Below are 24,620 nucleotides of genomic sequence, written 5' to 3'. Positions count from 1 at the left end.
CCCGTCCGTGATCCTCAAGACCAGGAGGCCCCATATATGAGCACCCGACTGACCACAGGCGGCCAACGCATCGACCGGACTGCGCCGGTGACATTCACCTTCAACGGCCAGAGCCTGAAGGGCTACCGGGGCGATACGCTCGCCTCCGCGCTGCTGGCAAATGACCGGATGATGCTGGGCCGGTCGTTCAAGTATCACCGGCCCCGCGGCCTTGTCGCCTCCGGCACCGAAGAGCCGAACGCCCTGCTCGGCATCGGCGAGGGCGGGCGGTTCGAACCGAACCAGCGCGCCACCATGCAGGAGATCTACGAGGGGCTGACGGCGGGGTCGCAGAACCACTGGCCTTCGCTGGAGTTCGATGTGGGCGAGATCAACGCCTACCTCAGCCGCTTCTTCCCGGCGGGCTTCTACTACAAGACCTTCATGTGGCCGCGCAGCTTCTGGAAGCATGTGTTCGAGCCGGTGATCCGCCAGTCCGCAGGTCTGGGCAAGGCGCCCAAGGATCGCGATGCTGACACCTATGAACATTACTACCACTTCTGCGACGTGCTAGTGATCGGCGGCGGGCTGTCGGGCCTTGTCGCGGCGCGCGCCGCAGCCTCCGGCGGGGCGAGGGTCACCCTGCTGGAGCAGGAGGCACAATTCGGCGGGCGCACCGGGACGGACGATCCGGAGGTCGGGGCCGCGACGGCGCAGGCGCTGGTGGACGAATTGTCGGGGATGGAGAATGTCACCCTCGTCACGCGCTGCATGGGGGCCGGGGTCTATGACCATGGCTATGTGCTGGGCTACGAGCGGCTGACTGACCATCAGGCGGCCAAGGACGGCCCGCGCCACCGGCTGTGGCGCATCCGGGCCGGGCAGGTCATCACCGCGACCGGCGCGATTGAACGCCCGCTGTCCTTCGCCGGGAACGATGTGCCGGGGGTCATGCTGGCCTCCGCCGTGCGGGATTATCTGGTGGCGTATGGTGTTTCGGTCGGTGACCGGACCGTTGTCGTGACGAACAACGACGATGCCTATCTTACCGCGATCCGGCTGGCGGAGGCGGGGCTGTCGGTGCCCGTGATCGTCGATGCCCGTGCTAATGGTGCGGGGGAGCTGGGGGCGCGGGCCGAGGGGCTGGGCATCCGGGTTCTCAAGGGCCACGGCGTGGCCAAGGTGAAGGGTCGCAAGCGGGTCACCGGCGTGGCGCTCTGCAAACAGGTTGGCGAGGGCGCGGTGGTGGAGGAGATCGCCTGCGACGCGGTGGCCATGTCCGGCGGCTGGTCCCCTGTGGTGCATCTCTGGTCGCATTGCGGTGGCAAGCTGATCTGGGACGAAGATCAGGCCATGTTCCGCCCCGATGCCGACCGCCCGCCGACCGGCGGGCAGGGCGAGGGGTTCGTCCGTGTCGCAGGGGTCGCCAATGGCGTGCTGGCGTTGGATGCTCTGCTGGCGGATGCCGCCGCGCAGGGCCTTGCCGCCGCCGAGGCGGTCGGCCAGGTCGGCCAGCCGGTGGACCTGCCCGAGGTGCCCGCACGGGCGGACAATGCGATCGAACCGGTCTGGCTCATGCCTGCCTCCGCCAAGCGGACGCTGCGGGCGAAGACCTGGCTCGATTACCAGAACGACGTGAAGGTCACCGACATCCAGCTCGCCGCGCAGGAGGGGTATGAGAGCGTTGAACATGCCAAGCGCTACACCACGCTCGGCATGGCGACGGATCAGGGGAAGCTGTCGAATATCAACGGGTTGGCGATTCTTTCGGGCGCTTTGGACAGCCCGATCCCGCAGGTCGGCACCACCACCTTCCGCCCGCCCTATACGCCCATTTCCATGGGCTCCATCGCGGGCGAGGCCCGGGCGGAGACTTTCCAGCCCCTGCGCCGCTCGCCCCTGCATGACTGGCACGAGGCCAACGGCGCGGATTGGGAGCCGGTCGGCCCCTGGCGCCGCCCCTTTACCTACCTGCGCACCGGGGAAACCCGCGCCCAGGCGGTGGAGCGGGAAATACTGCAGACGCGCGACAGCCTGGGCCTGCTGGATGCCTCGACCCTCGGCAAGCTGATCGTGAAGGGGCCGGATGCGGGCCGGTTTATGGACATGATGTACACCAACATGATGTCCAACCTGAAACCGGGCAAATGCCGCTACGGGCTGATGTGTTCGGAAAACGGGTTTCTGATGGACGACGGGGTTGTCGCCAGATGGGACGAAGACACCTGGTTGTGTCACACGACCACCGGCGGCGCGGATCGCATCCACGCCCATATGGAAGAATGGCTGCAGACAGAATGGTGGGACTGGAACGTCTGGGTGGTCAATGCGACCGAACAATACGCCCAGATCGGCGTGGTCGGCCCACAGGCCCGCCGCGTGCTGGAGAAGCTGGGCGCCGAAGGGATCGGCAACGAGGATTTCCCCTTCATGACCTTCCAGGATCACCGTCTGGCGGGGATCGAGGCGCGGGTCTACCGCATCTCCTTCTCGGGTGAGCTGTCCTATGAAATCGCCGTCACTGCGGGGCAGGGCCGCGCCCTCTGGGATGCGCTCATGGAGGCCGGGGCGGAGTTCGACGTCATGCCCTACGGGACCGAGGCGCTGCACGTCCTGCGGGCCGAGAAGGGCTTCATCATGATCGGGGACGAGACCGACGGAACGGTCATTCCGCAGGATCTCGGGCTCACCTGGGCGATCTCCAAGAAGAAGGAAGACTTCATCGGCAAGCGCGCGCAGCAGCGCGAGGATATGGCCCGCCCGGATCGTTGGAAACTGGTCGGTCTGCAAACCCTCGACGGGTCCGTCCTGCCCGATGGTGCCTATGCCGTGGCCGCCGGGGTGAATGCCAATGGCCAGCGCAATGTCGAAGGGCGGGTCACCTCGACCTACCGCTCGCCCACGCTGCAACGCGGGATCGCCATGGGGCTGGTGCTTAACGGGCCGAACCGGATGGGCGAAACCCTCCAGTTCAACCGCGTGGATGGCAGTACCATCCCGACCAGGATCGTCGACCCCGTCTTCTACGACAAGGAGGGCACCAAGAATGTCTGACCCCGTCACCGCCCTGTCCAACGCCGTGGCCGAAGGCCCGGTGCGCGTCGCCGAAACCGGCCCGCATGGCATGATCACCCTGCGCGGGGACCTTGCCGATGCGGCTGTCGCCAAGGCTCTGACCTCTGCCAGCGGCCTGGATACGCCCGCGCCGCGCCGCCTGACCTCCGACGGCGTGCGCACACTGGCGTGGATGAGCCCGGATGAGGCACTGCTGCTCTTGCCACGCGGCGATCTGGCCGCCGTGCAGGCGGCGCTGACCGAGGCGCTTGGCGGCGTTCATGCGCTGGTGGCCGATATGTCCGATGCCCGCGCGACCTTCCGCCTGTCAGGCGAGGATGCGCATCTGCGCGAGGTCCTGGCGCGGCTCGCCCCGGTCGACATGGACCGCTTCGAGATCGGCGAGGTCCGCCGCACCCGCCTGGCCCAGGTCGCCGCCGCGATCTGGATGCCGGAGGCGGGGGTGGCAGAACTGGTCTGCTTCCGCTCCGTCGCGCAGTATGTCTTTGATCTGCTGCGCACTGCGGCGGCCAGTCCGCGGGTTGTGCGGGTGTAGATCTGAACGCTTTCCGGTTCAGTCAACACAAACCCGCCTGACGCGTTGCCAAACGCTCTTAATTGAGAGCCCGCCCGGCGGCACTGCCGGGCTGCGCCGACCCGCCCCCACGGGGCGGCGCATTTGCGCCACCCCTCGGGTCGGCGCAGCCCTCTGTGATCCATTCGCAGCCACCCGCAGACGGCCGCTGCCCCCGCCCCTCGGTTCAGGCCGGCCGCCACGGCTCACCCGCCGTTCCGCCACCGATGATACGTCAGCGTCAGCGCAATACATTCCCGCAGCACATCTTCATCCAGCGGCCCCGTGACATCCAGCGGCAGGGCGCGGTCGCCCTCGATCCGCAGCGAAGGTCCGAAACGGGCGCGAAAGGTATCGGCCAGCGTCGTCCGGCAATTGACAAACAGCGCCACCTGATCCGTCCGCCCGCGCACCGGCCCGATCCGCAGGGTGGAACCGCTGCGGCTCGCCTCCGTCAGATAGGCGGGCTCCCCCCATTTCAGTGTCTCGGTCAGCGGGCCGACGCCCTCTGTCTCCGCCGCCGTCCGCAGGATCAGCGTCCGTAGCTCCCGCAGCCGGGCGGCCTGAGCCACAGGCAAGGCGGCAAGAACTTGCACGACGGCGTCGGGCGGGGGCGGCAGGGTCTGGGCGGTATCGGTCATGGCGGAACCCTGCCTCGGATCGCCCCGGCAAATCTTGCTATTTCGACCACTTGCGCGCTTTGCATGCCACTGCATACCGGACTTGCGCGATCGCAGGCTTGACCTTCGCCAGATTACAATACCATGTAAGGCCAACGACATTCCCTAGGAAAAGGAGCCTCACCATGGCCTTCGAACTCCCCGATCTCCCCTATGCCCACGACGCCCTCGCCGATCTGGGCATGTCCAAGGAAACGCTGGAATATCATCACGATATCCACCACAAGGCCTATGTCGACAACGGCAACAAGGCCATCGCCGGGACCGAGTGGGAAAACAAGTCCGTCGAAGAGATCATCAAGGGCACCTATGACCCCAATGCCGTCGCCCAGAACGGCATCTTCAACAACGCCTCGCAGTACTGGAACCACAACCAGTTCTGGGAAATGATGGGCCCGGGCGAAAAGAAAATGCCGGGTGAGCTGGAAAAGGCGCTGGTCGAGGCCTTCGGCTCCGTCGACAAGTTCAAGGAAGACTTCTCCGCCGCCGGTGCGGGCCAGTTCGGCTCCGGTTGGGCCTGGCTGGTCAAGGACGGCGATGGCTCGCTCAAGATCACCAAGACCGAGAACGGCGTGAACCCGCTGTGCTTCGGCCAGACGGCACTTCTGGGCTGCGACGTGTGGGAGCACTCCTACTACATCGACTTCCGCAACAAGCGTCCGGCCTACCTGTCGAACTTCCTCGACAAGCTGGTGAACTGGGAAAACGTCGCCTCGCGCATGTGATCCCGTCCCGGCCTCATGAGGGGCCGGATCCTGAAAAAAAGCCCCTCGCGCAACCGCGCGGGGGGCTTTTCTTTGCGCGGCCGGTGCGGGGCCACGCGCCGCCGGGGTCAGTCGGGGTGGATGTCACGCCTGGTACAGCCTGCGTCCCAGATCACGGCCAACCAATTTATCGCGATCTCGTCCCCGCGTTCGGCCAGCCACTCCTCCTGCGCCCGATAGGCCGCCGGTTCCCGTGCCGCGCCGCAGTAGAAGTGATGCGGGGCCTGTCGATGATGAACGAGTTCGTGCAACAGGACCGAAACGTCCCCGGTGTCCTCGGCCGACCAGGGCGTGACAAGATAGATCGTTTCGCTCTCCGCATCATAGAGACCGCGGGTCCGCCCATGCCCGCGGCCGGGATCGCCCTTCATTTGCGCGGCGCGCCGGGCGGTGACGTAGCGGATCTTCGGCGCGTCCCGCTTGGGCCATTCGATCCGGGTGTCCAGCCAGCGGTCCAGCTGCGCGATCAGCTCGGACGTGACGGCCACGTCGACCCCCGCGGGCTTCAGTGCGATCAGCATGGCCTCCTCCGCCTCGGCGGGCAGGGTGAAAAGCGCGCAGAGGGCAGACGCGGCCAGCCAGCGGCTGACGCGGGATTGGATAGACATCGGTCTCTCCTTCTCGGGTTTTCAGGGTGTGTTTTGGTCTGAACGTAAATCCATGCTAGGCTGGGCCCCGATCGCCTGCAAAAGACCCTTTTTCAGCAACGGTTGAACGGATTTCATCTGCCATGGGCCGCAAACTTCCGCCTTTTGCCGCAGTTCGGGCCTTTGAGGCCGCCGCCCGACACATGAGTTTCAAGGAGGCGGCGGAGGAGCTTTGCCTGTCGCCGTCGGCGATCAGTCACCAGATCCGCTCGCTTGAAGACTATCTCGACACCAAGCTCTTCGAACGGCAGGGGAATACCCTGTCCCTGACACTCACCGGAACCGGATATGCGGGAAAGCTGACAGGATTGCTTGACGGGATCGAGGCCTCGTCAAACGCCGCCCGCACCATGTCGGAGCTGCCGGTGCTGCGGGTGCTCTGCACGCCGGGGTTTGCGGCCCGGTGGATGGTCCCGCGCATGGCTCGCTTCGCACACGCTGACGCCCTGCGCCTGCGGGTGTCCGTCGGCGCGCCCTCGACCGATTTTGCCACCAACGATGCCGATGTGATCATCCATTGGGCGGACAGCCCCGTACCCGGCCTGGTGGTTGATCCGCTGATGCAGTCCGGGCGCTACCCGGTGGTCAGCCCGTTCCTCAAGCAACGGCTGGGCCTCAACCGGCCCGAAGATCTGGCCCGCGCCACGCTGATGCACGATGAAACGATGGATATGTGGGCCGAATGGTTCTCGATCGCCGGTGTCCAGCCCCCCAACTTTCCCATGGGGCCGGAGTTTCCGAACTGCGAACTTGCGACGACCGCGGCCGAACAGGGCGGCGGCGTTGCGCTGGCCTATGACATGATGGTGCGCGATACGCTGGCAAGCGGGCGGCTCGTGCGATTGTTCGATCATGTGACGATGCCGATTGTTGTCTATTCCTTCGCCTGTCCGGAAGCCCGCGTGGACGAGCCGATGATCCGCGCTTTCCGGGACTGGCTGCATGACGAGATGGCCATGGAAAGCCGAACGAGACCCCAGCTTGTCACCAACTGATCTGCGACGGAGCCCTGTCTGCATGTCGTCCGTTTCGGGAACCCGCGCCGCCCACTGACCGTTGGTCCTCTGAAACCAAAAGGAGGATACGACATGGCAGAGCGTCATAGATCGCAAGATGGCCGCCGCGAAACCGAAGAGATCCTCGGCGACAAGCCCGAGAACCTCGATGCGCCCGATCACCAGGGGGCCAAGGGGGGCAATATCCAGCGCAAGGTGGGCACGCGCGACGAACGCAAGCGTCTGGACGAAACATCGGCCGGGGCGACGCGCCCGCTTGGCCAGGACAAGAACAGCAGCGGCGACAAGGAAAAAGTGTGATGGCACGTTTGACCAATGACGCCTGGGTGCTGATCGCGGATGGCGAGAAGGCGCTGTTCCTGCGCAATATCACCGACTCCGAAAACCCCAATCTGGAGGTCGTGCGCAAGGAAGAGCAGGACAATCCGAAGGACATCGACCAATCCGCCAACCGGCCCGGTCGGATGCAGGACACCGGCGTCGGCCAGAGATCCGCGATGGACGACACCGACTGGCACGAGTTGGCCAAGGAACGGTTCGGGGACGAATTGGCCGCGTTGCTCTACCAGCAGGCGCATCAGGGCAAGTTTGACAAGATCGTACTCGTCGCCCCGCCCAAGACCCTGGGCGAGTTGCGGCACAAGATGCACAAGGAGGTGGCTGACCGTGTCATCGCCGAGGTGCCGAAGACCCTGACCAACCATCCGCTGGACGAAATCGAGGCCCAGTTGAGTGGCGAGATCGCCGGTTGATCCCTCCGGCTGGCCGGATGTGCATCGCCTGGTTCGGTGCCGTCAGGCCAGCCGGTCGCGCAGCAGCGCCATCGCCGCGTCCGGCGTATCGGCCAGATGGATCATCTCGCGCAGCGACGGCGCGGCGAACCCCCGCTCGATGGTGTGATCGACCAGCGCCACCAGCGGGTCCCAGAAGCCCCCGACATTCAGCAGAACAATCGGTTTGTCGTGCAGCCCCAGCTGGCTCCAGGTCAGCACCTCGAAAAACTCGTCCAGCGTCCCCGCGCCGCCGGGCAGCACGACCACCGCGTCGGAATTCATGAACATCACCTTCTTGCGCTCGTGCATGTTCTCGGTGACGACAAAGCGGGTGAGGTCGCGTTTGCCCACTTCGGCCTGCAACAGATGCACTGGGATCACGCCGAAGGTATCGCCCTCGGCCTCCTGCGTGGCGCGGGCGACGAGGCCCATCAACCCCACATCCCCGGCCCCATAGACCAGCCGCCAGGTCTCCGCCGCCAGCGCCGTGCCCAGTTGGGTCGCCGCCTCCGCATAGGCCGGATCGGCCCCGGGACGGGAGCCGCAGTAGACGCAGACGGAACGGGCAGGGGACTGTGGCATGGGAGATACCTTTCACGACATATGGTTAAGGGGTTTTGACCGCGATTTAACCAGTTGATATACCTGCGCAACCGCAGAGACCAGACGGGGACTCATGCGAATTTCGAAAGGATGACGGCGTGGCTGGGACTGGATCGGCGCCCTGGAAGGGGCTGACTGTCGGTGGGGTGGTAACGGCTGTGATTGTGGCCGTGGGTCTGTGGTTCGGTGGCGTCTTCGACCCGATGCGTGGGGTGGAGGAGGGTGCGCTTCCTGAGTCTGGTTCCGAGACTGGGGCGAAGCAGGCGGCGAGACCTGGCGGGGCGGTCACGGAACGTGCCTCGACGGATACCGGCGCGACCGGGGCTGAGACGTCGGCGGATGCCACTGCGTCCGAGCCGACCATTGAGCCGCAAGCCACTGATGCGACAGCCGAAACGGAGAAGAGCGAAGCGGAGGCCACAACCACCGCGACGGCCGAACCTGCGTCCGAGGAGAGCCCGGCGCAGCCCGCCACGCAGCAACCTGTCGAGGCGACGGAGGCCGTGGAACAGGCCGCTCAGGATCAGGCTCCCGTGGGCGATACGGCTGCTCAGGAGGCCGCCGAGGCCCCGGAGCCAACGTCTCAGACGGCAGAGGCAATGGTCGAGGCCAAGAAGCCAGCAACCGAGACGGCAGAGCCAACAGTCGAGGCCGTGACGACCACTGACCAGCCGGCTGGCAGCGCGGACCCGGCGGCCAACGCTCAGCCGCAGGTGGCTCAGGCCGCCGCTCCCGAAACCGCAAGGCCGACAGGCGAAGCCTCCGACACGGAGACCGCGCAGGCCGAGGTCAAAGAGCCGGAGGCGTCTGCAATCGCATCCGCTGATGACACTCGGGCCGCAGCCGATCAATCGGTGGAGGCCACGGAACAATCTGCGCCGCCGACCGATGAGGCCGCAAAAACTGAGATGGCCGCCGCGACAGTGGCCGAGGATCAGCCGGATGAGGCGGCGGAGACGGTGACGTCGCCTTCAACGGCTGATCCCGCGCAATCCGGCGCGCAGACCGAGGCGAAGACCGAAATGGCCGCGCCGACTGTGGACCAGCCCTCCGGCACCTCGGAATCCGCTGCTACGGATACCCAAAAAGCCTCAGAGCCTGGCACCTCAGACACCATCACGGCCACGGCGAGCGATGACACGACCGGCGCGCCCGAACAGTCCGAAGCGCAGCCCGTGACGACGGCCCAAGCCGATCCGGCCCCCGCAACAGCAGCCCCTGAAACCACCACTGACACCGCGCAGGAGCAACCCGCCACGCAACCCACCCCTGCCACAGCACAGGCACCACGTTTCGATGTCGTGCGGATGGATCCCGGTGGCGCGGCCCTCGTGGCCGGGGCGGCGGAGCCCGGAACGGTGGTGCAGATCCTCGTGGACGGCGCAGTCGTGGGCGAGGAAACCGTTGGCCGCGATGGCAAATTCGTCGCCTTCCTCGATCTGCCGGTCAGCGCGGACAGCCGCGTGGTGACCCTGCGCAGCGGGGACCAGCGGCTGAGCTCTGTCGAGGAGGTGATCCTGGGCCCGACGCCCGAGGCCGAGACAGGCGAGACGGCGGAGCAGACCCAGACCGCCCAAGCCGCACCGACGGTGCTGCTGTCGGACGAGGAGGGCGTGAAGGTGCTGCAATCCTCCGGCAACGCGTCCCGCGACGAGGTGGCGATCGGCGCGATCAGCTATGCCGCCAACGGGGCGGTGCGCGTCTCCGGCTTCGGGCTGGCGGGTGGCTTCGTGCGGGCCTATCTCGACGATGCCCCGGTGGCGGAGGCGAAGGTCGGCGCGGATGGCACCTGGTCCCTCGCTCTCGACAAGATCGGCGCGGGCGAGCAACGGCTGCGGATTGACGAACTGGCCGCCGACGGGGCGGTGCGGTCGCGGGTGGAAACCCCCCTCAGCCGCCCGGAGGCGGAGGTGTCGCCCGCCGTGGCCGAAGCCCCGGCTGCACCTGCGGAGCCAAGCGCCGCGCCCGCGACCCAGGTCGCCCAACAGGTCGAAGCCGGGCCCGCCGCGCCGCCTGTAGTGGAGCCCGCCGCACAGCCCGTCACAACAGGCACGGACAACGCCCCCCTGTCGGACACCACCTCCGCCGCGAGCGACAGCAGCGCGACCCCGGTCGCTGCCACGACCACGGCGGCGTCGGGGCAACCGGTGCCTAGTGTGAACCAGGTGACGGTGGAGCGAGGCACGACCCTCTGGGCCATCGCACGGGAGAAATATGGCGAGGGGTTGATGTACGTCCGCGTCTTCGAAGCCAACAAGGGCCTGATCCGCAACCCCGACCTGATCTACCCGGGCCAGGTGTTCAACCTGCCCGATTGACGTCGCCGCACCCCTCTCCTCTGTCCGGCGCGCCGCCCGCGCATGTCCCGGCCCCCGTGCCGGGACCCGGCGTTCAGGATAACCCTGACCGGACATCCTGAGGGCCCCGTGCCCCGAGGTCCCAACGCGGGGGCCGGGACAGGGGATGCCGACCCTGGAGTGTCGGCGTCAGCCCGGGCGTGGGATGTTCCGCCCGACCAGTCGCGCTACCCCCGGGGACCCCTGTCCCGGCCTCGCGCCGGGACCTCGTCTTTCAGGACAACCCTGACCGGTCATCCTGAGGGCCCCGTGCCCAGAGGTCCCGGCGCAGAGGCCGGGACACGAGCCGTCGATATTGGAGTGTCGGCGTCAGCCCGGGCGTGGGATGTTCCGCCCGACCAGCCGCGCTACCCCCGGGAGCCCTGTCCCGGCCTCGCGCCGGGACCTCGCCCCTCAACGTGCCCTTGAGAAGACTTCAGACCGCACCATTGCCAGAGGTCCCGCCACGGAGGCCGAAACGCGGGCCGCCGACCTCACCGCGCCCGAAACGATCCGGGGCTCACCCGCAGTGCGCTTCCGCCCGGCACATCTCTCCGACCGTGCGGTCGCCGGCGCAGCAGTCGTTCAGCAGGTAGTGGATCAGCCCGCCCATGTTGCGCCGACGGGCGGAATAGATCACACGGCGGCCATCGCGCCGTGCCTCGATCAGACCGGCCTGTTCCAGCGCGGACAGGTGGAACGACAGGCGCGAGGCGGAGCAGGCCACCGCCGCGCCGATTTCGCCTGCGGGCAGGCCCGACTGGCCGCAGGGCACCAGCAGGCGGACGATCTGCAGCCGGGTCTCATGCGCCAGGGCCGAGAGGGCGTCGAGGGCTTGTGTCTGGTCCATTGTTCAATTACTCATGAAGTGTTGAACTATCCAAGTCATACGCCAGCCGGCCCGATCCGGCAAGCCAATTGAGGACATCACCCATGATGGGACGGGGCCGCACCACCTTGACCACGACCGATATGCCCGAAAACGGGATGCAGATCATCCGCCGCGCCCTGGTCTACCTCTGGCCCCGGGGCAACACGCCGGTGCGCCAGCGCGTGGTACTGGCGCTCGTGGTGCTTTTCCTGGCCAAGCTGATCGCGGTCGGCACGCCCTTTCTCTACAAGGCGGCGGTGGACACGCTGACGGGCGAGGGGGCGCCGGAGGCCTGGATGCTGGCGGTCGGGGCGGTGTCGCTGACCGTGGCCTATGGCATGGCGCGGCTGATGACCGTGGGGTTCCAGCAGCTGCGCGATGTGATCTTCGCCCCCGTGGGCCAGCGCGCCCTGCGGCAGGTGGCCTTTGAAACCTTCGCGCATATGCATCGCCTTTCGATGCGCTATCACATCACACGCCGCACCGGCGGGTTGAGCCGGATCATCGAGCGCGGGGTGAAGGGCGTGGATTTCCTGCTGCGCTTTCTGCTGTTCTCGATCGGGCCGCTGATCCTGGAACTGGGGATGGTGGTCATCGTCCTCTGGATCGCCTTCGACATCTGGTACCTGGCCGTCGTCGTCGGGGTGATCGCCGCCTATACCTGGTTCACCCTGAAGGTCACGGAATGGCGGGTGAAGCTCCGTAAGGAGATGAACGATCAGGACACCGACGCCAATCAAAAGGCCATCGACAGCCTGCTGAACTTTGAAACGGTCAAATATTTCGGCGCCGAGGCGCGGGAGGCCGCGCGCTATGACCGCGCGATGGAGAAATACGAGCGCGCCGCCCTCAAGACCGCAAATTCGCTGGCCTTTCTGAACTTCGGGCAGAGCTTCCTGATCACCGGCGGTCTGGTGGCGGTCATGGTCATGGCGGCTCTTGGCGTGCAGGCGGGGACGCTGACCGTGGGCGATTTCGTCATGGTCAACGCTTACATGATCCAGATCACCATGCCGCTGAACTTCCTGGGCTCTGTCTACCGCGACATCCGGCAGGCGCTGGTGGATATGGCCGAGATGTTCACCCTGCTGGAGCACCCGGCAGAGATCACCGACAGGCCCGGCGCGGCCGAGATCAAGGTGACCGGCGGCCGGGTCGAACTGGATGAGGTGACCTTTGGCTACGAGGCTGAGCGCCCGATCCTCAAGGGTGTCAGCGTCACGGTGGAGCCGGGGCAGAAGGTCGCCATCGTCGGCCCCTCCGGTTCGGGCAAGTCTACCATCGGGCGGCTGCTCTTCCGGTTCTACGATGTGATGGGCGGCGCGATCCGGATCGACGGGCAGGACCTGCGCGATGTCACCCAGGACAGCCTGCACGCCCAGATCGGCGTGGTGCCGCAGGACACGGTCCTGTTCAACGACACCATCCGCTACAACATCGCCTATGGCCGCGACGGCGCCACCCAGGAGGAGATCGAGGCCGCCGCCCGCGCCGCGCAGATCCACGATTTCATCACCTCGCTGCCCGGCGGCTACGACACCACCGTCGGCGAACGCGGGCTGAAGCTGTCGGGCGGGGAGAAACAGCGGGTCGGCATCGCGCGGACGCTGCTCAAGAACCCGCCGATCCTGCTTCTGGACGAGGCGACCTCGGCGCTGGACACGGAAACCGAACGCGGCATCCAGACCGCGCTGGACCGCGCGGGCGAGGGGCGGACGGTGCTGGTCATCGCGCACCGACTGTCGACCATCGCCGACGCGGACCGGATCGTGGTGCTGGAGGATGGCCATATCGTGGAGACCGGCACCCACGCGGAGCTGCTGGCCCGCAACGGCCGCTACGCCGGCCTCTGGGCCCGGCAGGAGGCGGAGGCGGCGTGAGACACCCCATGCGTCCCGGCCCCGCGCCGGGACCTCGCGCGCCCTCGCACACTGCAGAACCACAAGACCCCCGGGGGCCCCGGCGCAAGGCCGGGACAGAGCCCCTCACCACCGCCCCGTCCCGGCCCCCGCGCCGGGACCTCGCACCGCTCCGGACACCGCAAAACCACAAGCCAACCAGAGGTCCCGGCGCAAGGCCGGGACAGAACCCCTCACCCCCGCCTCTGTCCCGGCCCCCGCGCCGGGACCTCGCGCCCCTCCATACTCCGCAGAACCACAAGCCACCCCTTACTCCCGGCACACAGCCGGGACTGGCGCCCCACACATCCCGGCGGCGCTCCCCCCGGGGCCAAGCGGGCTTGATCCCCGATCCCGCATGCATATATCCCCGCCGGACCGAATCCGTTTGCGTCCCTCGTTGCTTATGCTATTAGCGGCGCAGTCTGGCTGGATCGCGTTCGCGTGACCCGGTCCCTCGCATCCTGCGGGAGAACCGCCCTGTCATGGGCATCAGAGCACGACCCCAAGCGTGACCGATTGGGGAGTAGGGCAGAACCGGGCCGCGAGCCCAAGAGATATGAGGGGATAATCCCATGAGCGATGTCGCAGAGCGCGTGAAGAAGATCGTCGTTGAGCATCTGGGCGTGGAAGAGGACAAGGTGACCGAAAGCGCCTCGTTCATCGACGACCTTGGCGCGGACAGCCTTGACACTGTCGAGCTGGTGATGGCCTTCGAAGAAGAGTTTGGCATCGAGATCCCCGATGACGCCGCCGAGAACATCCAGACGTTCGGCGACGCCGTCAAATTCATCAAGGACGCCGCCTGATCGCCCAGGCACCCTTGAGGTGAATTTCAGGCCCCTGCGCATTGCGCGGGGGCCTTTTCGTTGCGGGGGACTGTTCGGCTCGGGTCGACCCGCACATAGCATTTGGCGATTTCGCGCCGCAGAGATACGCTCGGGCGGAATTGCCGGAGGCCCCCATGTCCGAGACCTATCTCCTCAAATCCGCCGATATCGCCGCGATGGAGGGCCTGTCCAAGGTCCATTTCCTCAACGATAACGCGCGGCGGGTGAACAAATCGCTGGGCGACCTGACCGGTCTGACGGGTCTGGGCGTTCACCTGATCGAGGTGCCGCCGGGCTGCGAGAGCACCGAAAAGCATGTGCATCACTTTGAGGATGAATGCGTCTACGTCCTGGAGGGGCACGCCACGGCGGTGATCGGCACGGAGGAGCACGCCATCGGACCGGGCGATTTCATCGGCTACCGTAAGGGCGGGCTGGCCCATACGATCCGCAACACCGGCGACGGGCCGCTCAAATGCCTCGTCGTGGGCGAACGGCTGGCGCATGACGTGGGCGACTATCCGGACAAGGGCAAACGCATCTACCGGAACGCGGGCCTGCCGTGGGATGTGGTCGATCACGGGAACATCGTGAACCCGCAGGGCGCGGGCAAGAAGTGACCGCCCCCCTTGCCATTGCGCCCGGAAAGGTCTGAGGTGGCGCAAACAGCAGGGGGCTTACATGGCAAAATCACTGGACGAATTGCGCGCGCTTTACGGCAATGACAAGGGCACGGCCTTCTATGACCCCCGGCTGAAATCCGTCGCCGACGGCCAGTTCGGCGAGGGCGGGCGGCGCGCCTGGCCCTTCGCCGGGGTCTCGACGCTGCTGGATGCGCCCTATCGGCCCGACATCGCGGCGACGCTGGAGGCGGGCGGCGCGGTCGCGGATCTTGACGTGGCGCTGATCGGCGTGCCGATGGACCTGGGCGTGACCAACCGGGCAGGGGCGCGGCGCGGCCCCAAGGCGGTGCGGGAGGTCGAACGCATCGGCCCCTGGAACCGGGTGATGGACGTGGCGCCGCTGCAGGTGAAACGCTTTGCCGATCTGGGCGATGTGCCGATGCGCTCGCGCTATGACCTGACCTCCTGTCACGAGGATATCGAGGCGTTTTACGACCGGGTGGTCGGCGCCGGGCTGCTGCCGCTCTCGGTCGGGGGGGATCATTCGATCTCGCGGCCCATCATCGCGGCGCTGGCCAAACGGCACGGGCCGGTCGGCATGGTGCATATCGACGCCCATGCCGATACCTCCGGCGTCTACGAGGGGGCGAAGTTCCACCACGGCGGCCCCTTCCGGCAGGCAGTGCTGGAGGGCGCGCTGGACCCGACCCGTACGATCCAGATCGGCATCCGGGGCGGAGGAGATTACCTGTGGGAGTTCTCCTATGAAAGCGGGATGACCGTGATCCATGCCGAGGAGGTGGGCGAGATGAGCCTGCCTGCCGTGATCGCAAAGGCGCTGGAGGTCGTGGGCGCGGGGCCGACCTATATCAGCTTCGACGTCGACAGCCTCGACCCCGCCTATGCGCCCGGCACCGGCACGCCGGAGGTCGGCGGGCTGGCGCCGCGCGAGGTCATGGCGATCCTGCGCGGACTCAGGGGGATCACCATGGTCGGCGGCGACGTGGTGGAGGTCGCGCCCTCTTACGATCCCACATCCAACACGGCGCAGGCGGGGGCGCAGATGCTCTTTGAACTGGCGTGTCTGGCGGCGGTGGCGGGGTAGGGGGCGCTGCCCCCGCCCTGCGGGCTCCCCCGGAGTATTTTCGGAAAGGTGAAGCAGGGCCGGGGTTCTTTTTGCCGGAAATATCCTCGGGGGGGCGACACTCCGCAGGCGTGTCGGGGGGGCAGACAGCCCCCCTGTTTCGCGCAAAGATTGCGCAGACTTGTGCCATGAGCGGGCCACGCCCCCTTGCCCCCTGCGGGCCACGCGGGGTATGAGCGTCTGACGGAAACTGAGGGGACGGGTATATGCGTCGTGTCGTTGTCACCGGGCTTGGGCTGGTCACGCCTCTGGCCAGCGGAGTTGAAGAAAGCTGGAGCCGGATCCTGGCGGGAAAATCCGGGGCCGGACCGATCACGCGGTTCAATCCGGAAAGGGTGACAACCAAATACGCCTGCGAAGTGCCGCTTGGCGACGGGTCCGACGGCACCTTCAACGCCGACGACTGGATGGAGCCGAAAGAGCGCCGCAAGGTCGATGATTTCATCCTCTACGGCATCGCCGCCGCCACCCAGGCCGTGCAGGACGCCGGCTGGACCCCCGAGGACGAAGAGAGCCGGCTGCGCACCGGTGTGCTGATCGGGTCGGGCATCGGCGGGTTGCAGTCGATCGAGGCGACCACGCTGATGATGGCCGAGAAGGGCCCGCGGCGGGTGTCGCCCTTCTTCATTCCCGGCGCGCTGATCAACCTGATCTCGGGCCAGGTGCAGATCAAGTTCGGCTTCAAGGGGCCGAACCATTCCGTCGTCACCGCCTGTTCCACCGGCGCCCATGCCATCGGCGATGCGGCGCGGCTGATCCAGTGGGGCGATGCGGATGTGATGATCGCCGGCGGGGCCGAGGCCGCGATCTGCGAGATCGGCATCGCGGGGTTCAACGCCTGCAAGGCGCTGTCGACGAAATATGCCGATGACCCGACCAAGGCCTCGCGCCCCTATGACACCGACCGTGACGGGTTCGTCATGGGCGAGGGCGCGGGCTGTGTCGTGCTGGAAGATTACGACCATGCCGTCGCGCGCGGGGCGAAGATCTATGGCGAATATCTGGGCTATGGGTTGTCGGGCGATGCCTATCATATCACCGCCCCGGACGAGACGATGGATGGCGGCTTCCGCTCCATGAAGGCCGCGCTGGAGCGTGCGGGGCTGGAGCCTGCGGACATCGACTACATCAACGCCCATGGCACCTCCACCATGGCCGACACGATGGAACTGGGCGCGGTGGAGCGACTGATGGGCGATGCGGCGTCGAAGGCGACGATGTCCTCCACCAAATCCGCCACCGGGCACCTGCTGGGCGCGGCCGGAGCGATCGAGGCGATCTTTTCGATCCTCGCGATCCGCGATCAGGTGGCGCCGCCGACGATCAACCTCGACAATCCGGCGGTGGAGAGCAAGCTCTCCCTCGCGCCGAACAAGGCCGAAAAGCGCGAGATCAATGTCGCCCTGTCGAACAGCTTCGGCTTCGGGGGCACCAATGCCTCCATCATCTTCGGCAAGGTGCGCGATTAAATGTGGAAGGCCGTCGCCTCCAATGCGCTGACCCTGCTGATCGTGGTGATCTTTCTGGCGGGGGGCGTGGTGATCTGGGGCAAATCCCAATACACCGCCGAAGGCCCCCTGGCGGAGGCCGTCTGCGTCCGCGTGCCCTCTGGCGCGCGGATGAGTGCCGTGTCGGAAGACCTGGAAGAGAAGGGCGCCGTGACTTCCGGCGCGATCTTCCGCATGGGCGCGGATTACACCAAGAAGACCAACCAGTTGAAGGCCGGATCCTTCCTGGTGCCGCCGGGCGCCTCGATGGAGGAGATCGTCGATATCGTCACCCGCGGCGGGGCCAATACCTGTGGCAGCCAGATCATCTACCGGATCGGCGTGACCTCCGCCGTGGCCGAGGTGCGCGAGTTCGACGCCGCCGCGGGCCGCTACGAGGAAAAGGCCGAGTTCGAGCTGGCCTCGGAAGAGCCGAAGCCCGAGGCGTTCACCGCGATGCGCGCGCGGGCCGACACCGTCTACCGCGTCGTCGTGGCCGAGGGGGTGACCTCCTGGCAGGTGGCGGATGCGCTGGCGCGGGTCGATGTGCTGGCGGGCGAGGTGGCGGAGGTGCCTGCCGAGGGCTCCCTCGCGCCGGACAGCTACGAGGTGCGCGAGGGCGCGGACCGGGTGGCACTGATCGACCGGATGCAGGCCGCCCAGGCGGAGATCCTGGCCGAGGCCTGGGCCAACCGCGCGGAGGATCTGCCTTATGACAGCCCGGAGGAGGCGCTGATCATGGCCTCCATCGTCGAAAAGGAAACCGGTGTGGCGGAGGAGCGCCGCCAGGTCGCCTCCGTCTTCGTGAACCGCCTGAACAAGGGGATGCGGCTGCAGACCGACCCGACGGTGATCTACGGCATCACCGGCGGCGAGGGGGTGCTGGGCCGCGGCTTGCGCCGGTCGGAACTGGACCGCGAAACGCCCTACAACACCTATCAGATCGACGGCCTGCCGCCGACGCCCATTGCCAACCCCGGCCGCGCCTCGATCGAGGCGGCGCTGGACCCGGCGGAGACGGAGTTCATCTTCTTCGTCGCGGACGGGACGGGCGGCCATGCCTTCGCGGTGACCCTGGACGAGCATAACGAGAACGTCGCGCGCTGGCGCCAGATCGAGGCGGAGCGTCAGGGGAACTGAGCGCGGAGGTCGGGGGCCTGGCGTCCCAGGCGTTCTGGTTTATGTGGAAGGGTTCTACGTAAGCTCTCGTGCACGAGGAGGATGTCTTATCGGCTATGTCTCCAAAGGCTTTCTCGGAACACCGATCTAAAGCCCCGCCCGGCGGAAACGCCGGGCAGCGCCGACCCGCCCCGTCGCACCAGAGGTGCTCCAGAATAGACTTGCACGCCTCTGGCGTGACGGGCGCCGCTAATGCGCCACCCGCGGGTCGGCGCTGCCCTCAGCATGAACCTGGATCCCGCCAGGAACCATACTGAACAAACCGGCTGGCCCTAGCGCCCCACAACCACCGGCGCGATCAGGCCCGCGATCCGCGCCGATCCCCGGGGCGAGGGGTGGACCCTGTCGCGGGCGAAGAGCGTCGGGTCGTCGGGGCGGAAGACATCGTCCATATCGACCAGCGTCACCCCCGCATCCCGCGCCGCCATCCGCTCCAGCCGCGTCTCCAGCTGCTCATAGGTCGCGGCACAGGCGGTGCCTGCGTAGCGCGGCGAGGTGTAGTAATCGGCCCAGATCACCCGGGCGCCACGGGCGCGCAGATCCGCCACCAGCGCGGGGATGGCACCCCCACGCCCGTCCTCCGAGATCAGCGTGTTGAGAACACCGTCGCAATTCGTGCAGTCACAGGTGCTCAGATCGTTCGCCCCGCCGTTCAGCACGACCCAATCGGTGCGCAGACCCTCCAGCTGCGCGGGGATGTTCAACGGCCCCCGCCCGCCCGTCACCCGCGCCAGGGGGAGGGAGACATCGCCCACCTCGACCCCGAGCCGCGCTTGTAGCTGATCGGCGACCGAGGCGCCCTGGCTGCGGTTCCAGGCCATGACGGAATCCCCCGCAACGACGACGGGCGCGCCCGTCGGGACACCCCGCCCGCAGGCGGCCAGCAGGCAGAGGGAGAGCATCAGAACGGAGAGGCGTCCGAAGGACAGGGGAGAGCGGTGTGACATCCGCAGGAGATAAGGCAGTCGGTGCGGCCGGCAAGCTGTGTCTGAGCGCCCACCGTACGCTCCCCCACCCCCCCGATTTGACCGACCGTACGGCTTAACGTATAAGTAACCCTATGCTGGACAGGCATGTCCGAAGGCCCCGTGGTGCACACCGCGCGGGCCTTTTTTCGTGCCTAACCGCCGGACGGGCCAACAAAAACAAGAACAGGGCAATCACAATGACTCTCATCAAAGCAGAGCAAACGACCAGCGAACTCTCCGGTCACATCGTGGAAATCCTCGAAGAGCTAAAACGGCTCAAGGAAGATCTCAACGCGACGCGGGGATATGTGCAGAGCGAGGAACCCGGCTTCACCCGGGAGGCGCTGCGCTGTGCGGGCGATGTCCGCTCTTTCATCAAACATGCATATGACGTGGAGGCACGGGTTCATGACGAACAGCGAAAACAGCTCGGCATCGCCGGGGACAGCGGCTTCGACCTCGATCAGGCACGGGCTGACATCGGGTGCAAGCTGGATAGCCTCCGTCGATGCTGTGGCGCAGGAGCTGTTTCTGGATGATCTGACGGAGGGAGAGCTCATGGCTCTCCCTTTCCTTTTCGAATTCTGGGCCATGCCGCATCAATTACCGCCCGAGGGCGACTGGCGCGCCTGGGTGATCCTGGGCGGGCGCGGCGCGGGCAAGACGCGGGCGGGCGCGGAATGGGTCCGCGCGCAGGTGGAGGGGGCGCGGCCGCTGGATGCGGGGCGCTGCGAACGCCTGGCGCTGGTCGGCGAGACGATCGACCAGGTGCGCGAGGTGATGATCTTTGGCGACAGCGGCATCCTCGCCTGTTCGCCCCCCGACCGCCGCCCGCAATGGGAGGCGGGGCGCAAGCGGCTCGTCTGGCCCAATGGCGCGCAGGCCCATGCCTTTTCCGCCCATGAGCCCGAGGGGCTGCGCGGGCCGCAGTTCGACGGTGCCTGGGTGGATGAACTGGCCAAGTGGAAGAAGGGGCAGGACGCCTGGGACATGCTGCAATTCGCGCTGCGCCTGGGCGAGGATCCCCGCGTCTGCGTCACCACCACGCCGCGCCCCACGGCCATCCTGCGCGATCTGCTGGCGCGGCCCTCCACCGTCACCACCCATGCCCCGACCGAGGCCAACCGCGCCAATCTGGCCGAGAGCTTCCTGGCCGAGGTGCGGGAGCGTTACGCAGGCACCTCCCTCGGGCGGCAGGAGCTCGACGGCGTCATGCTGGGGGCGAGCGAGGGCGCGCTCTGGACCCATCCCATGCTCGAGGAGGCGCAGCTGGCCGAGGCGCCGCCGCTGGACCGGATCGTCGTGGCGGTGGACCCGCCTGTGACGGGCCATGCGGGATCGGACGAATGCGGCATCGTGGTCGCCGGGGTGAAGATGGCCAGGGCGCCGGAGGACTGGCGCGCCTATGTGCTGGAGGATGCCTCCGTCGCCGCCGCCAGCCCGATGCAATGGGCGGAGGCGGCGGTTGCGGCGCTGGAACGTCACGGGGCCGACCGCATCGTGGCCGAGGTCAACCAGGGCGGCGATCTGGTGGAGGCGGTGATCCGGCAGGTCGACCCCCTCGTGCCGCTGACCAAGGTGCGCGCCGCCAAAGGCAAATCGGCCCGGGCCGAACCAGTCGCGGCGCTTTACGAACAGGGGCGGGTGCATCACCTGCGCGGTCTGGGCGCGCTGGAGGATCAGCTTTGTGCCATGACGACAAGGGGTTGGGAGGGCAAGGGCTCGCCCGACCGGCTGGATGCGCTGGTCTGGGCGCTGACGGATCTGATGATCTCCGCCCGGGTGTTGCGCGCCGAGCCGAAGGTGCGAACGGTCTAGGAAGTCTTGGTTAACCTTTTGTTGGCAAATTCTCTCCAACGCACATCGAGACACGCAAATCGAGCAGGCAAATGAGCGGGGCACATCGCGCCACGCACTTCCAACCGAGGAGAGGCCCATGGGCATGATCGACTATTTCCGGAAAGACAGCGCGCCCGAACAGAAGGCCAGCGCCGCCGGTCCGATCATCTCCTACCATTCCGCGGGCCGGGTGGTCTGGTCGCCGCGGGATGTGGCCTCGCTCACCCGGACGGGGTTTCAGGGCAATCCGGTCGGCTTTCGCGCGGTGAAGCTCATCGCCGAAGCCGCCGCCGCCCTGCCGCTGATCTGTCAGGACGACACGGCGCGCTACGAGGTGCATCCCGTGATCGACCTGCTGGCGCGCCCCAATGCCGCCCAGGGCCGTGCGGAACTGCTGGAGGCGCTTTACGGTCAGCTGGTCCTCACCGGCAATGGCTATCTGGAGGCCGTCGCGGCAGAGGAGGGCGCGCCGGTGGAACTGCACGTGTTGCGCTCCGACCGGATGTCGGTGGTGCCGGGGCCGGATGGCTGGCCGATGGCCTATGACTACACCGTCGGCGGGCGCAAACACCGGTTCGAGATGGGGCCGCGCGCGCCTGTGCTGCATGTGAAAACCTTCCATCCGCAGGATGATCACTACGGCCATTCCGCCATGCAGGCCGCCGCGCAGGCGGTGGATGTCCACAACTCCGCCTCCGGCTGGTCCAAGGCGCTTCTGGACAATGCGGCCCGGCCCTCCGGCGCGCTGGTCTATGACGGACCCGACGGCGCCTCGATGAGCGCGGAACAATTCTCGCGTCTTTCCAGCGAGTTGGAGGCGCATCACATGGGCGCGCGCAATGCCGGTCGGCCGATGCTGCTGGAAGGGGGGCTGGATTGGAAACCCATGGGGTTCTCGTCCTCCGACATGGAATTCCACCGCACCAAGGACGCCGCCGCGCGGGAAATCGCGCTGGCCTTCGGGGTGCCGCCGATGCTGCTCGGTATCCCGGGCGAGGCGACCTATGCGAATTATCAGGAGGCTCATCGCGCCTTCTTCCGCCTCACCGTGCTGCCCCTGGCGACCCGGGTGACGGCGGCAATATCGACCTGGCTGGAAGGCTTTACCGGCGAACGCGTGATGCTGCGCCCGGATCTCGACCAGGTGCCCGCGCTCTCGGCCGAACGCGATGCGCAATGGGCCCGTGTGGCGGGGGCGGAGTTTCTGACCCGGGCCGAAAAACGCGCGCTTCTGGGCCTGCCGGCGGAGGCGCGGGATGACTGATCAGCGGGACATCCGGCGCTATGGATTCGAACGGTTCGACTGCGCGCCCGCTTTGCGGCTGGAGGCGCATGAGAGGGTCTCGCGGCTCCAGGTGGAGGCGCTGAACGAAAGGATCGGACGACTGGAGGTTGTGATCGAGAGATTGGAGAAACGCCTCTGGCTCACCGTCTACGGGGTTGTTGCGGTGATACTTGCAGAAGGTTTCCAGTCGCTCTTAACCCGTTTGCCTTAAATCTGAGTTTACCTCTCATCTGATGTGAGAGTGGAGGTCTAAGATATGGAACTTGAACAGAAATTCTGCCCCTCTCAATCCGAGATCACGGTTGCGGATGATATGAGCATCGAAGGCTACGCCTCGCTCTTCGGGGCGGCAGATCGCGGCGGGGACCGGGTCGATCCCGGTGCCTATACGGGGTCTCTGGCCACGGGGCGCGCGGTCAAGATGCTGTGGCAGCATGATCCGGCACAACCTATCGGCGTGTGGTCGGAGCTGCGCGAGGATGCCCGGGGCCTCTACGTCAAGGGCCGTCTGCTGCGCGGCGTGGCCCGGGCCGAAGAGGCGGCGGCGCTGATCCGGGCGGGGGCAATCGACGGGCTGTCGATCGGCTATCGCACCCTGCGCGCGACCAAGAACGAGGGGGGCGGACGCACCCTGAAGGAACTGGAGCTCTGGGAGGTGTCGCTTGTCACTTTCCCGATGCTTCCCAGTGCGCGGGTGGCCGCGAAGGGCGAGGCCCTGGCGGACACGATGCGCGAATTGGCGGCGGTCTTTGAGGACGCGCGGCTGGAAATGGCGGGGCGCTAGGCCCGGCTCCAACCCTTCGACGGGGACATGATGATGGAAAGACCCGAGATCACTTCTCGGCCCGGAGAGGCTTTGTCCGAGCCACCCGCTCCGGCGACCGAGATCAAGACCGCAGTCGCGGGATTCGTGGCGGAATTCAAAAGCTTCCGCGACCAGATGACAGACCGCATGAAACAACAGGAAAGCCGTATGACCATGCTTGACCGCAAAACACTGGCGGGCGCCCGCCCGGCCCTGGCGCGCGAGGCAGATGCCGCCGCGCCGCATCAGAAGGCCTTCAACGCCTATCTCCGCTCCGGCGAGGACGAGGGGCTGCGTGGGCTGCACCTCGAAGGCAAGGCGATGAGCAGCGCCGTCGCCGCAGATGGGGGCTATCTCGTCGATCCGCAGACCTCGCAGGCGATCCAGGGCGTGCTGAACTCCGCCGCCTCGCTGCGCCAGGTGGCCAATGTGGTGGAGGTCGAGGCGACCTCCTACGACGTGCTGGTCGACACGACCGAGGTCGGCTCGGGCTGGGTGACGGAAACCGGCTCCCTGTCGGAGACCGACACCTCAACCATGGATAGAATCTCCATCCCGCTCTTCGAGTTGGCCGCGCTGCCCAAGGCCTCGCAGCGGCTGCTGGACGACAGCGCCTTCGACATCGAGGGCTGGCTGGCGGGCCGCATCGCCGACAAATTCGCCCGGTCCGAGGCCTCGGCCTTCATCACCGGCGATGGCAGCGACAAGCCGACGGGCATTCTGGATCATACCGCCGTGGCCAATGACAGCTGGAGCTGGGGCAACCTGGGCTATGTCGCGACCGGGGTCGGCGGCGACTTTGCCGCGACCGATCCGGCGGATGCGATTGTCGATCTGGTCTATGCCCTGGGCGCGCGCTACCGGGCGAACGGAACGTTCGTTATGAATTCCAAGACAGCCGGCGCCGTGCGCAAGCTGAAGGACAACGAGGGGCGCTTCCTGTGGACCGATGGCCTGGCCGCCGGGGAACCGGCGCGGCTGATGGGCTATCCGGTCCTGATGGCCGAAGACATGCCCGACATCGCCGCCGATGCCATGGCGATTGCCTTTGGCGATTTCCGCGCGGGCTACACCGTGGCCGAACGCCCGGACCTGCGCGTGTTGCGCGATCCGTTCAGCGCCAAACCGCACGTTCTGTTCTACGCGACCAAACGCGTCGGCGGGGACGTCACCGATTTTGCGGCGATCAAGCTGCTGAAATTCGCGGCCTCCTGAGGGTCGTGATCGGCGGGGGCCTGCGGGTCCCCGGCGGGCGCGTGGTCGCG

The 24,620-nt window shown here is 66.9% G+C and carries 24 protein-coding genes; 19 read left to right on the top strand and 5 right to left on the bottom strand.

Going from position 1 to position 24,620, the window contains the following annotated elements:
* The first annotated feature begins 36 nt into the window (after positions 1 to 36).
* Entirely contained in the window at positions 37 to 3,033 is a 2,997-nt protein-coding gene (locus ACFC2Y_RS13100) for a sarcosine oxidase subunit alpha family protein (protein ID WP_375172630.1), read from the top strand.
* A complete protein-coding gene (locus ACFC2Y_RS13095; RefSeq protein ID WP_375172631.1) occupies positions 3,026 to 3,589 on the top strand; it encodes a sarcosine oxidase subunit gamma in 564 nt (187 codons plus the stop codon). The genes ACFC2Y_RS13100 and ACFC2Y_RS13095 overlap by 8 nt, the downstream gene beginning before the upstream one ends.
* A gap of 224 nt (positions 3,590 to 3,813) precedes the next feature.
* Here ACFC2Y_RS13095 and ACFC2Y_RS13090 read toward each other — a convergent pair whose 3' ends face one another.
* Positions 3,814 to 4,248: a DUF1801 domain-containing protein gene (locus ACFC2Y_RS13090; RefSeq protein ID WP_375172632.1), complete on the bottom strand. Its 435-nt coding sequence runs from the start codon at positions 4,246 to 4,248 to the stop codon at positions 3,814 to 3,816.
* Positions 4,249 to 4,412: 164 nt separating this feature from the next.
* On the opposite strand from ACFC2Y_RS13090, the gene ACFC2Y_RS13085 reads away from it, so the two are divergent.
* Positions 4,413 to 5,012 (top strand): superoxide dismutase, encoded by a 600-nt coding sequence (locus ACFC2Y_RS13085; RefSeq protein ID WP_375172633.1) that lies wholly within the window; start codon positions 4,413 to 4,415, stop codon positions 5,010 to 5,012.
* A gap of 107 nt (positions 5,013 to 5,119) precedes the next feature.
* Here ACFC2Y_RS13085 and ACFC2Y_RS13080 read toward each other — a convergent pair whose 3' ends face one another.
* Positions 5,120 to 5,659, bottom strand: a complete 540-nt coding sequence (locus ACFC2Y_RS13080) for a DUF6647 family protein (protein ID WP_375172634.1) — start codon at positions 5,657 to 5,659, stop codon at positions 5,120 to 5,122.
* Positions 5,660 to 5,781: 122 nt separating this feature from the next.
* Here ACFC2Y_RS13080 and ACFC2Y_RS13075 point away from each other — a divergent pair, with 122 nt between their 5' ends.
* From ACFC2Y_RS13075 to ACFC2Y_RS13065, 3 genes are all read left to right on the top strand, one after another.
* Positions 5,782 to 6,693: a LysR substrate-binding domain-containing protein gene (locus ACFC2Y_RS13075; protein ID WP_375172635.1), complete on the top strand. Its 912-nt coding sequence runs from the start codon at positions 5,782 to 5,784 to the stop codon at positions 6,691 to 6,693.
* Positions 6,694 to 6,786: 93 nt separating this feature from the next.
* A complete protein-coding gene (locus ACFC2Y_RS13070) occupies positions 6,787 to 7,014 on the top strand; it encodes a hypothetical protein (RefSeq protein WP_375172636.1) in 228 nt (75 codons plus the stop codon).
* The gene (locus ACFC2Y_RS13065) at positions 7,014 to 7,466 is read left to right on the top strand and encodes a host attachment family protein (protein WP_375172637.1); all 453 of its coding nucleotides are present in this window, start codon (positions 7,014 to 7,016) and stop codon (positions 7,464 to 7,466) included. The genes ACFC2Y_RS13070 and ACFC2Y_RS13065 overlap by 1 nt, the downstream gene beginning before the upstream one ends.
* A gap of 42 nt (positions 7,467 to 7,508) precedes the next feature.
* Here the strand turns inward: ACFC2Y_RS13065 and ACFC2Y_RS13060 are convergent, their stop codons facing one another.
* Positions 7,509 to 8,069 carry a TIGR00730 family Rossman fold protein gene (locus ACFC2Y_RS13060; protein ID WP_375172638.1) on the bottom strand — a complete coding sequence of 187 codons (561 nt, stop codon included), beginning with the start codon at positions 8,067 to 8,069 and terminating at the stop codon, positions 7,509 to 7,511.
* Positions 8,070 to 8,188: 119 nt separating this feature from the next.
* On the opposite strand from ACFC2Y_RS13060, the gene ACFC2Y_RS13055 reads away from it, so the two are divergent.
* The gene (locus ACFC2Y_RS13055; RefSeq protein WP_375172639.1) at positions 8,189 to 10,408 is read left to right on the top strand and encodes a hypothetical protein; all 2,220 of its coding nucleotides are present in this window, start codon (positions 8,189 to 8,191) and stop codon (positions 10,406 to 10,408) included.
* 538 nt (positions 10,409 to 10,946) lie between these two features.
* On the opposite strand, the gene ACFC2Y_RS13050 is transcribed toward ACFC2Y_RS13055, so the two are convergent.
* Positions 10,947 to 11,276 (bottom strand): ArsR/SmtB family transcription factor, encoded by a 330-nt coding sequence (locus tag ACFC2Y_RS13050; protein ID WP_375172640.1) that lies wholly within the window; start codon positions 11,274 to 11,276, stop codon positions 10,947 to 10,949.
* A 122-nt stretch (positions 11,277 to 11,398) separates the two neighbouring features.
* Here ACFC2Y_RS13050 and ACFC2Y_RS13045 point away from each other — a divergent pair, with 122 nt between their 5' ends.
* From ACFC2Y_RS13045 to mltG, 6 genes are all read left to right on the top strand, one after another.
* Positions 11,399 to 13,177 (top strand): ABCB family ABC transporter ATP-binding protein/permease, encoded by a 1,779-nt coding sequence (locus ACFC2Y_RS13045; protein WP_375173714.1) that lies wholly within the window; start codon positions 11,399 to 11,401, stop codon positions 13,175 to 13,177.
* A gap of 593 nt (positions 13,178 to 13,770) precedes the next feature.
* Complete coding sequence (locus ACFC2Y_RS13040) at positions 13,771 to 14,004, top strand: acyl carrier protein (RefSeq protein WP_375172641.1); 234 nt, start codon at positions 13,771 to 13,773, stop codon at positions 14,002 to 14,004.
* Positions 14,005 to 14,159: 155 nt separating this feature from the next.
* Positions 14,160 to 14,645 carry a cupin domain-containing protein gene (locus ACFC2Y_RS13035; RefSeq protein WP_375172642.1) on the top strand — a complete coding sequence of 162 codons (486 nt, stop codon included), beginning with the start codon at positions 14,160 to 14,162 and terminating at the stop codon, positions 14,643 to 14,645.
* Between the two features lie 61 nt (positions 14,646 to 14,706).
* Positions 14,707 to 15,753: an agmatinase gene (gene speB / locus ACFC2Y_RS13030; protein ID WP_375172643.1), complete on the top strand. Its 1,047-nt coding sequence runs from the start codon at positions 14,707 to 14,709 to the stop codon at positions 15,751 to 15,753.
* Positions 15,754 to 15,998: 245 nt separating this feature from the next.
* Positions 15,999 to 17,261 carry a beta-ketoacyl-ACP synthase II gene (gene fabF, locus ACFC2Y_RS13025; RefSeq protein ID WP_375172644.1) on the top strand — a complete coding sequence of 421 codons (1,263 nt, stop codon included), beginning with the start codon at positions 15,999 to 16,001 and terminating at the stop codon, positions 17,259 to 17,261.
* Positions 17,262 to 18,419 carry an endolytic transglycosylase MltG gene (mltG, locus tag ACFC2Y_RS13020; RefSeq protein ID WP_375172645.1) on the top strand — a complete coding sequence of 386 codons (1,158 nt, stop codon included), beginning with the start codon at positions 17,262 to 17,264 and terminating at the stop codon, positions 18,417 to 18,419.
* Positions 18,420 to 18,730: 311 nt separating this feature from the next.
* Here mltG and ACFC2Y_RS13015 read toward each other — a convergent pair whose 3' ends face one another.
* The gene (locus tag ACFC2Y_RS13015; protein ID WP_375186445.1) at positions 18,731 to 19,360 is read right to left on the bottom strand and encodes an SGNH/GDSL hydrolase family protein; all 630 of its coding nucleotides are present in this window, start codon (positions 19,358 to 19,360) and stop codon (positions 18,731 to 18,733) included.
* 263 nt (positions 19,361 to 19,623) lie between these two features.
* Between ACFC2Y_RS13015 and ACFC2Y_RS13010 the strand changes: the two genes are divergently transcribed.
* From ACFC2Y_RS13010 to ACFC2Y_RS12985, 6 genes are all read left to right on the top strand, one after another.
* Complete coding sequence (locus ACFC2Y_RS13010; RefSeq protein WP_375172647.1) at positions 19,624 to 19,965, top strand: hypothetical protein; 342 nt, start codon at positions 19,624 to 19,626, stop codon at positions 19,963 to 19,965.
* 19 nt (positions 19,966 to 19,984) lie between these two features.
* The gene (locus tag ACFC2Y_RS13005; protein WP_375172648.1) at positions 19,985 to 21,244 is read left to right on the top strand and encodes a DNA-packaging protein; all 1,260 of its coding nucleotides are present in this window, start codon (positions 19,985 to 19,987) and stop codon (positions 21,242 to 21,244) included.
* A gap of 118 nt (positions 21,245 to 21,362) precedes the next feature.
* Positions 21,363 to 22,529, top strand: coding sequence for a phage portal protein (locus ACFC2Y_RS13000; protein ID WP_375172649.1), 1,167 nt, complete (start codon positions 21,363 to 21,365; stop codon positions 22,527 to 22,529).
* The gene (locus ACFC2Y_RS12995; protein ID WP_375172650.1) at positions 22,522 to 22,761 is read left to right on the top strand and encodes a hypothetical protein; all 240 of its coding nucleotides are present in this window, start codon (positions 22,522 to 22,524) and stop codon (positions 22,759 to 22,761) included. Before ACFC2Y_RS13000 ends, ACFC2Y_RS12995 begins: the two co-directional genes overlap by 8 nt.
* Before the next feature lie 45 nt (positions 22,762 to 22,806).
* Positions 22,807 to 23,334 (top strand): HK97 family phage prohead protease, encoded by a 528-nt coding sequence (locus ACFC2Y_RS12990; RefSeq protein ID WP_375172651.1) that lies wholly within the window; start codon positions 22,807 to 22,809, stop codon positions 23,332 to 23,334.
* A gap of 33 nt (positions 23,335 to 23,367) precedes the next feature.
* On the top strand, positions 23,368 to 24,570 hold the full coding sequence (locus ACFC2Y_RS12985) for a phage major capsid protein (RefSeq protein ID WP_375172652.1): 1,203 nt from the start codon (positions 23,368 to 23,370) through the stop codon (positions 24,568 to 24,570).
* The last annotated feature ends 50 nt before the right edge of the window (positions 24,571 to 24,620 follow it).

The sequence above is a fragment of the Pseudooceanicola sp. genome (assembly GCF_041987405.1).
In the GTDB taxonomy this organism is placed as follows: Bacteria; Pseudomonadota; Alphaproteobacteria; order Rhodobacterales; family Rhodobacteraceae; genus Pseudooceanicola.
The sequence above is the reverse complement of the archived record's forward strand: the minus strand, read 5'-3'. Positions and strand labels throughout refer to the sequence as shown.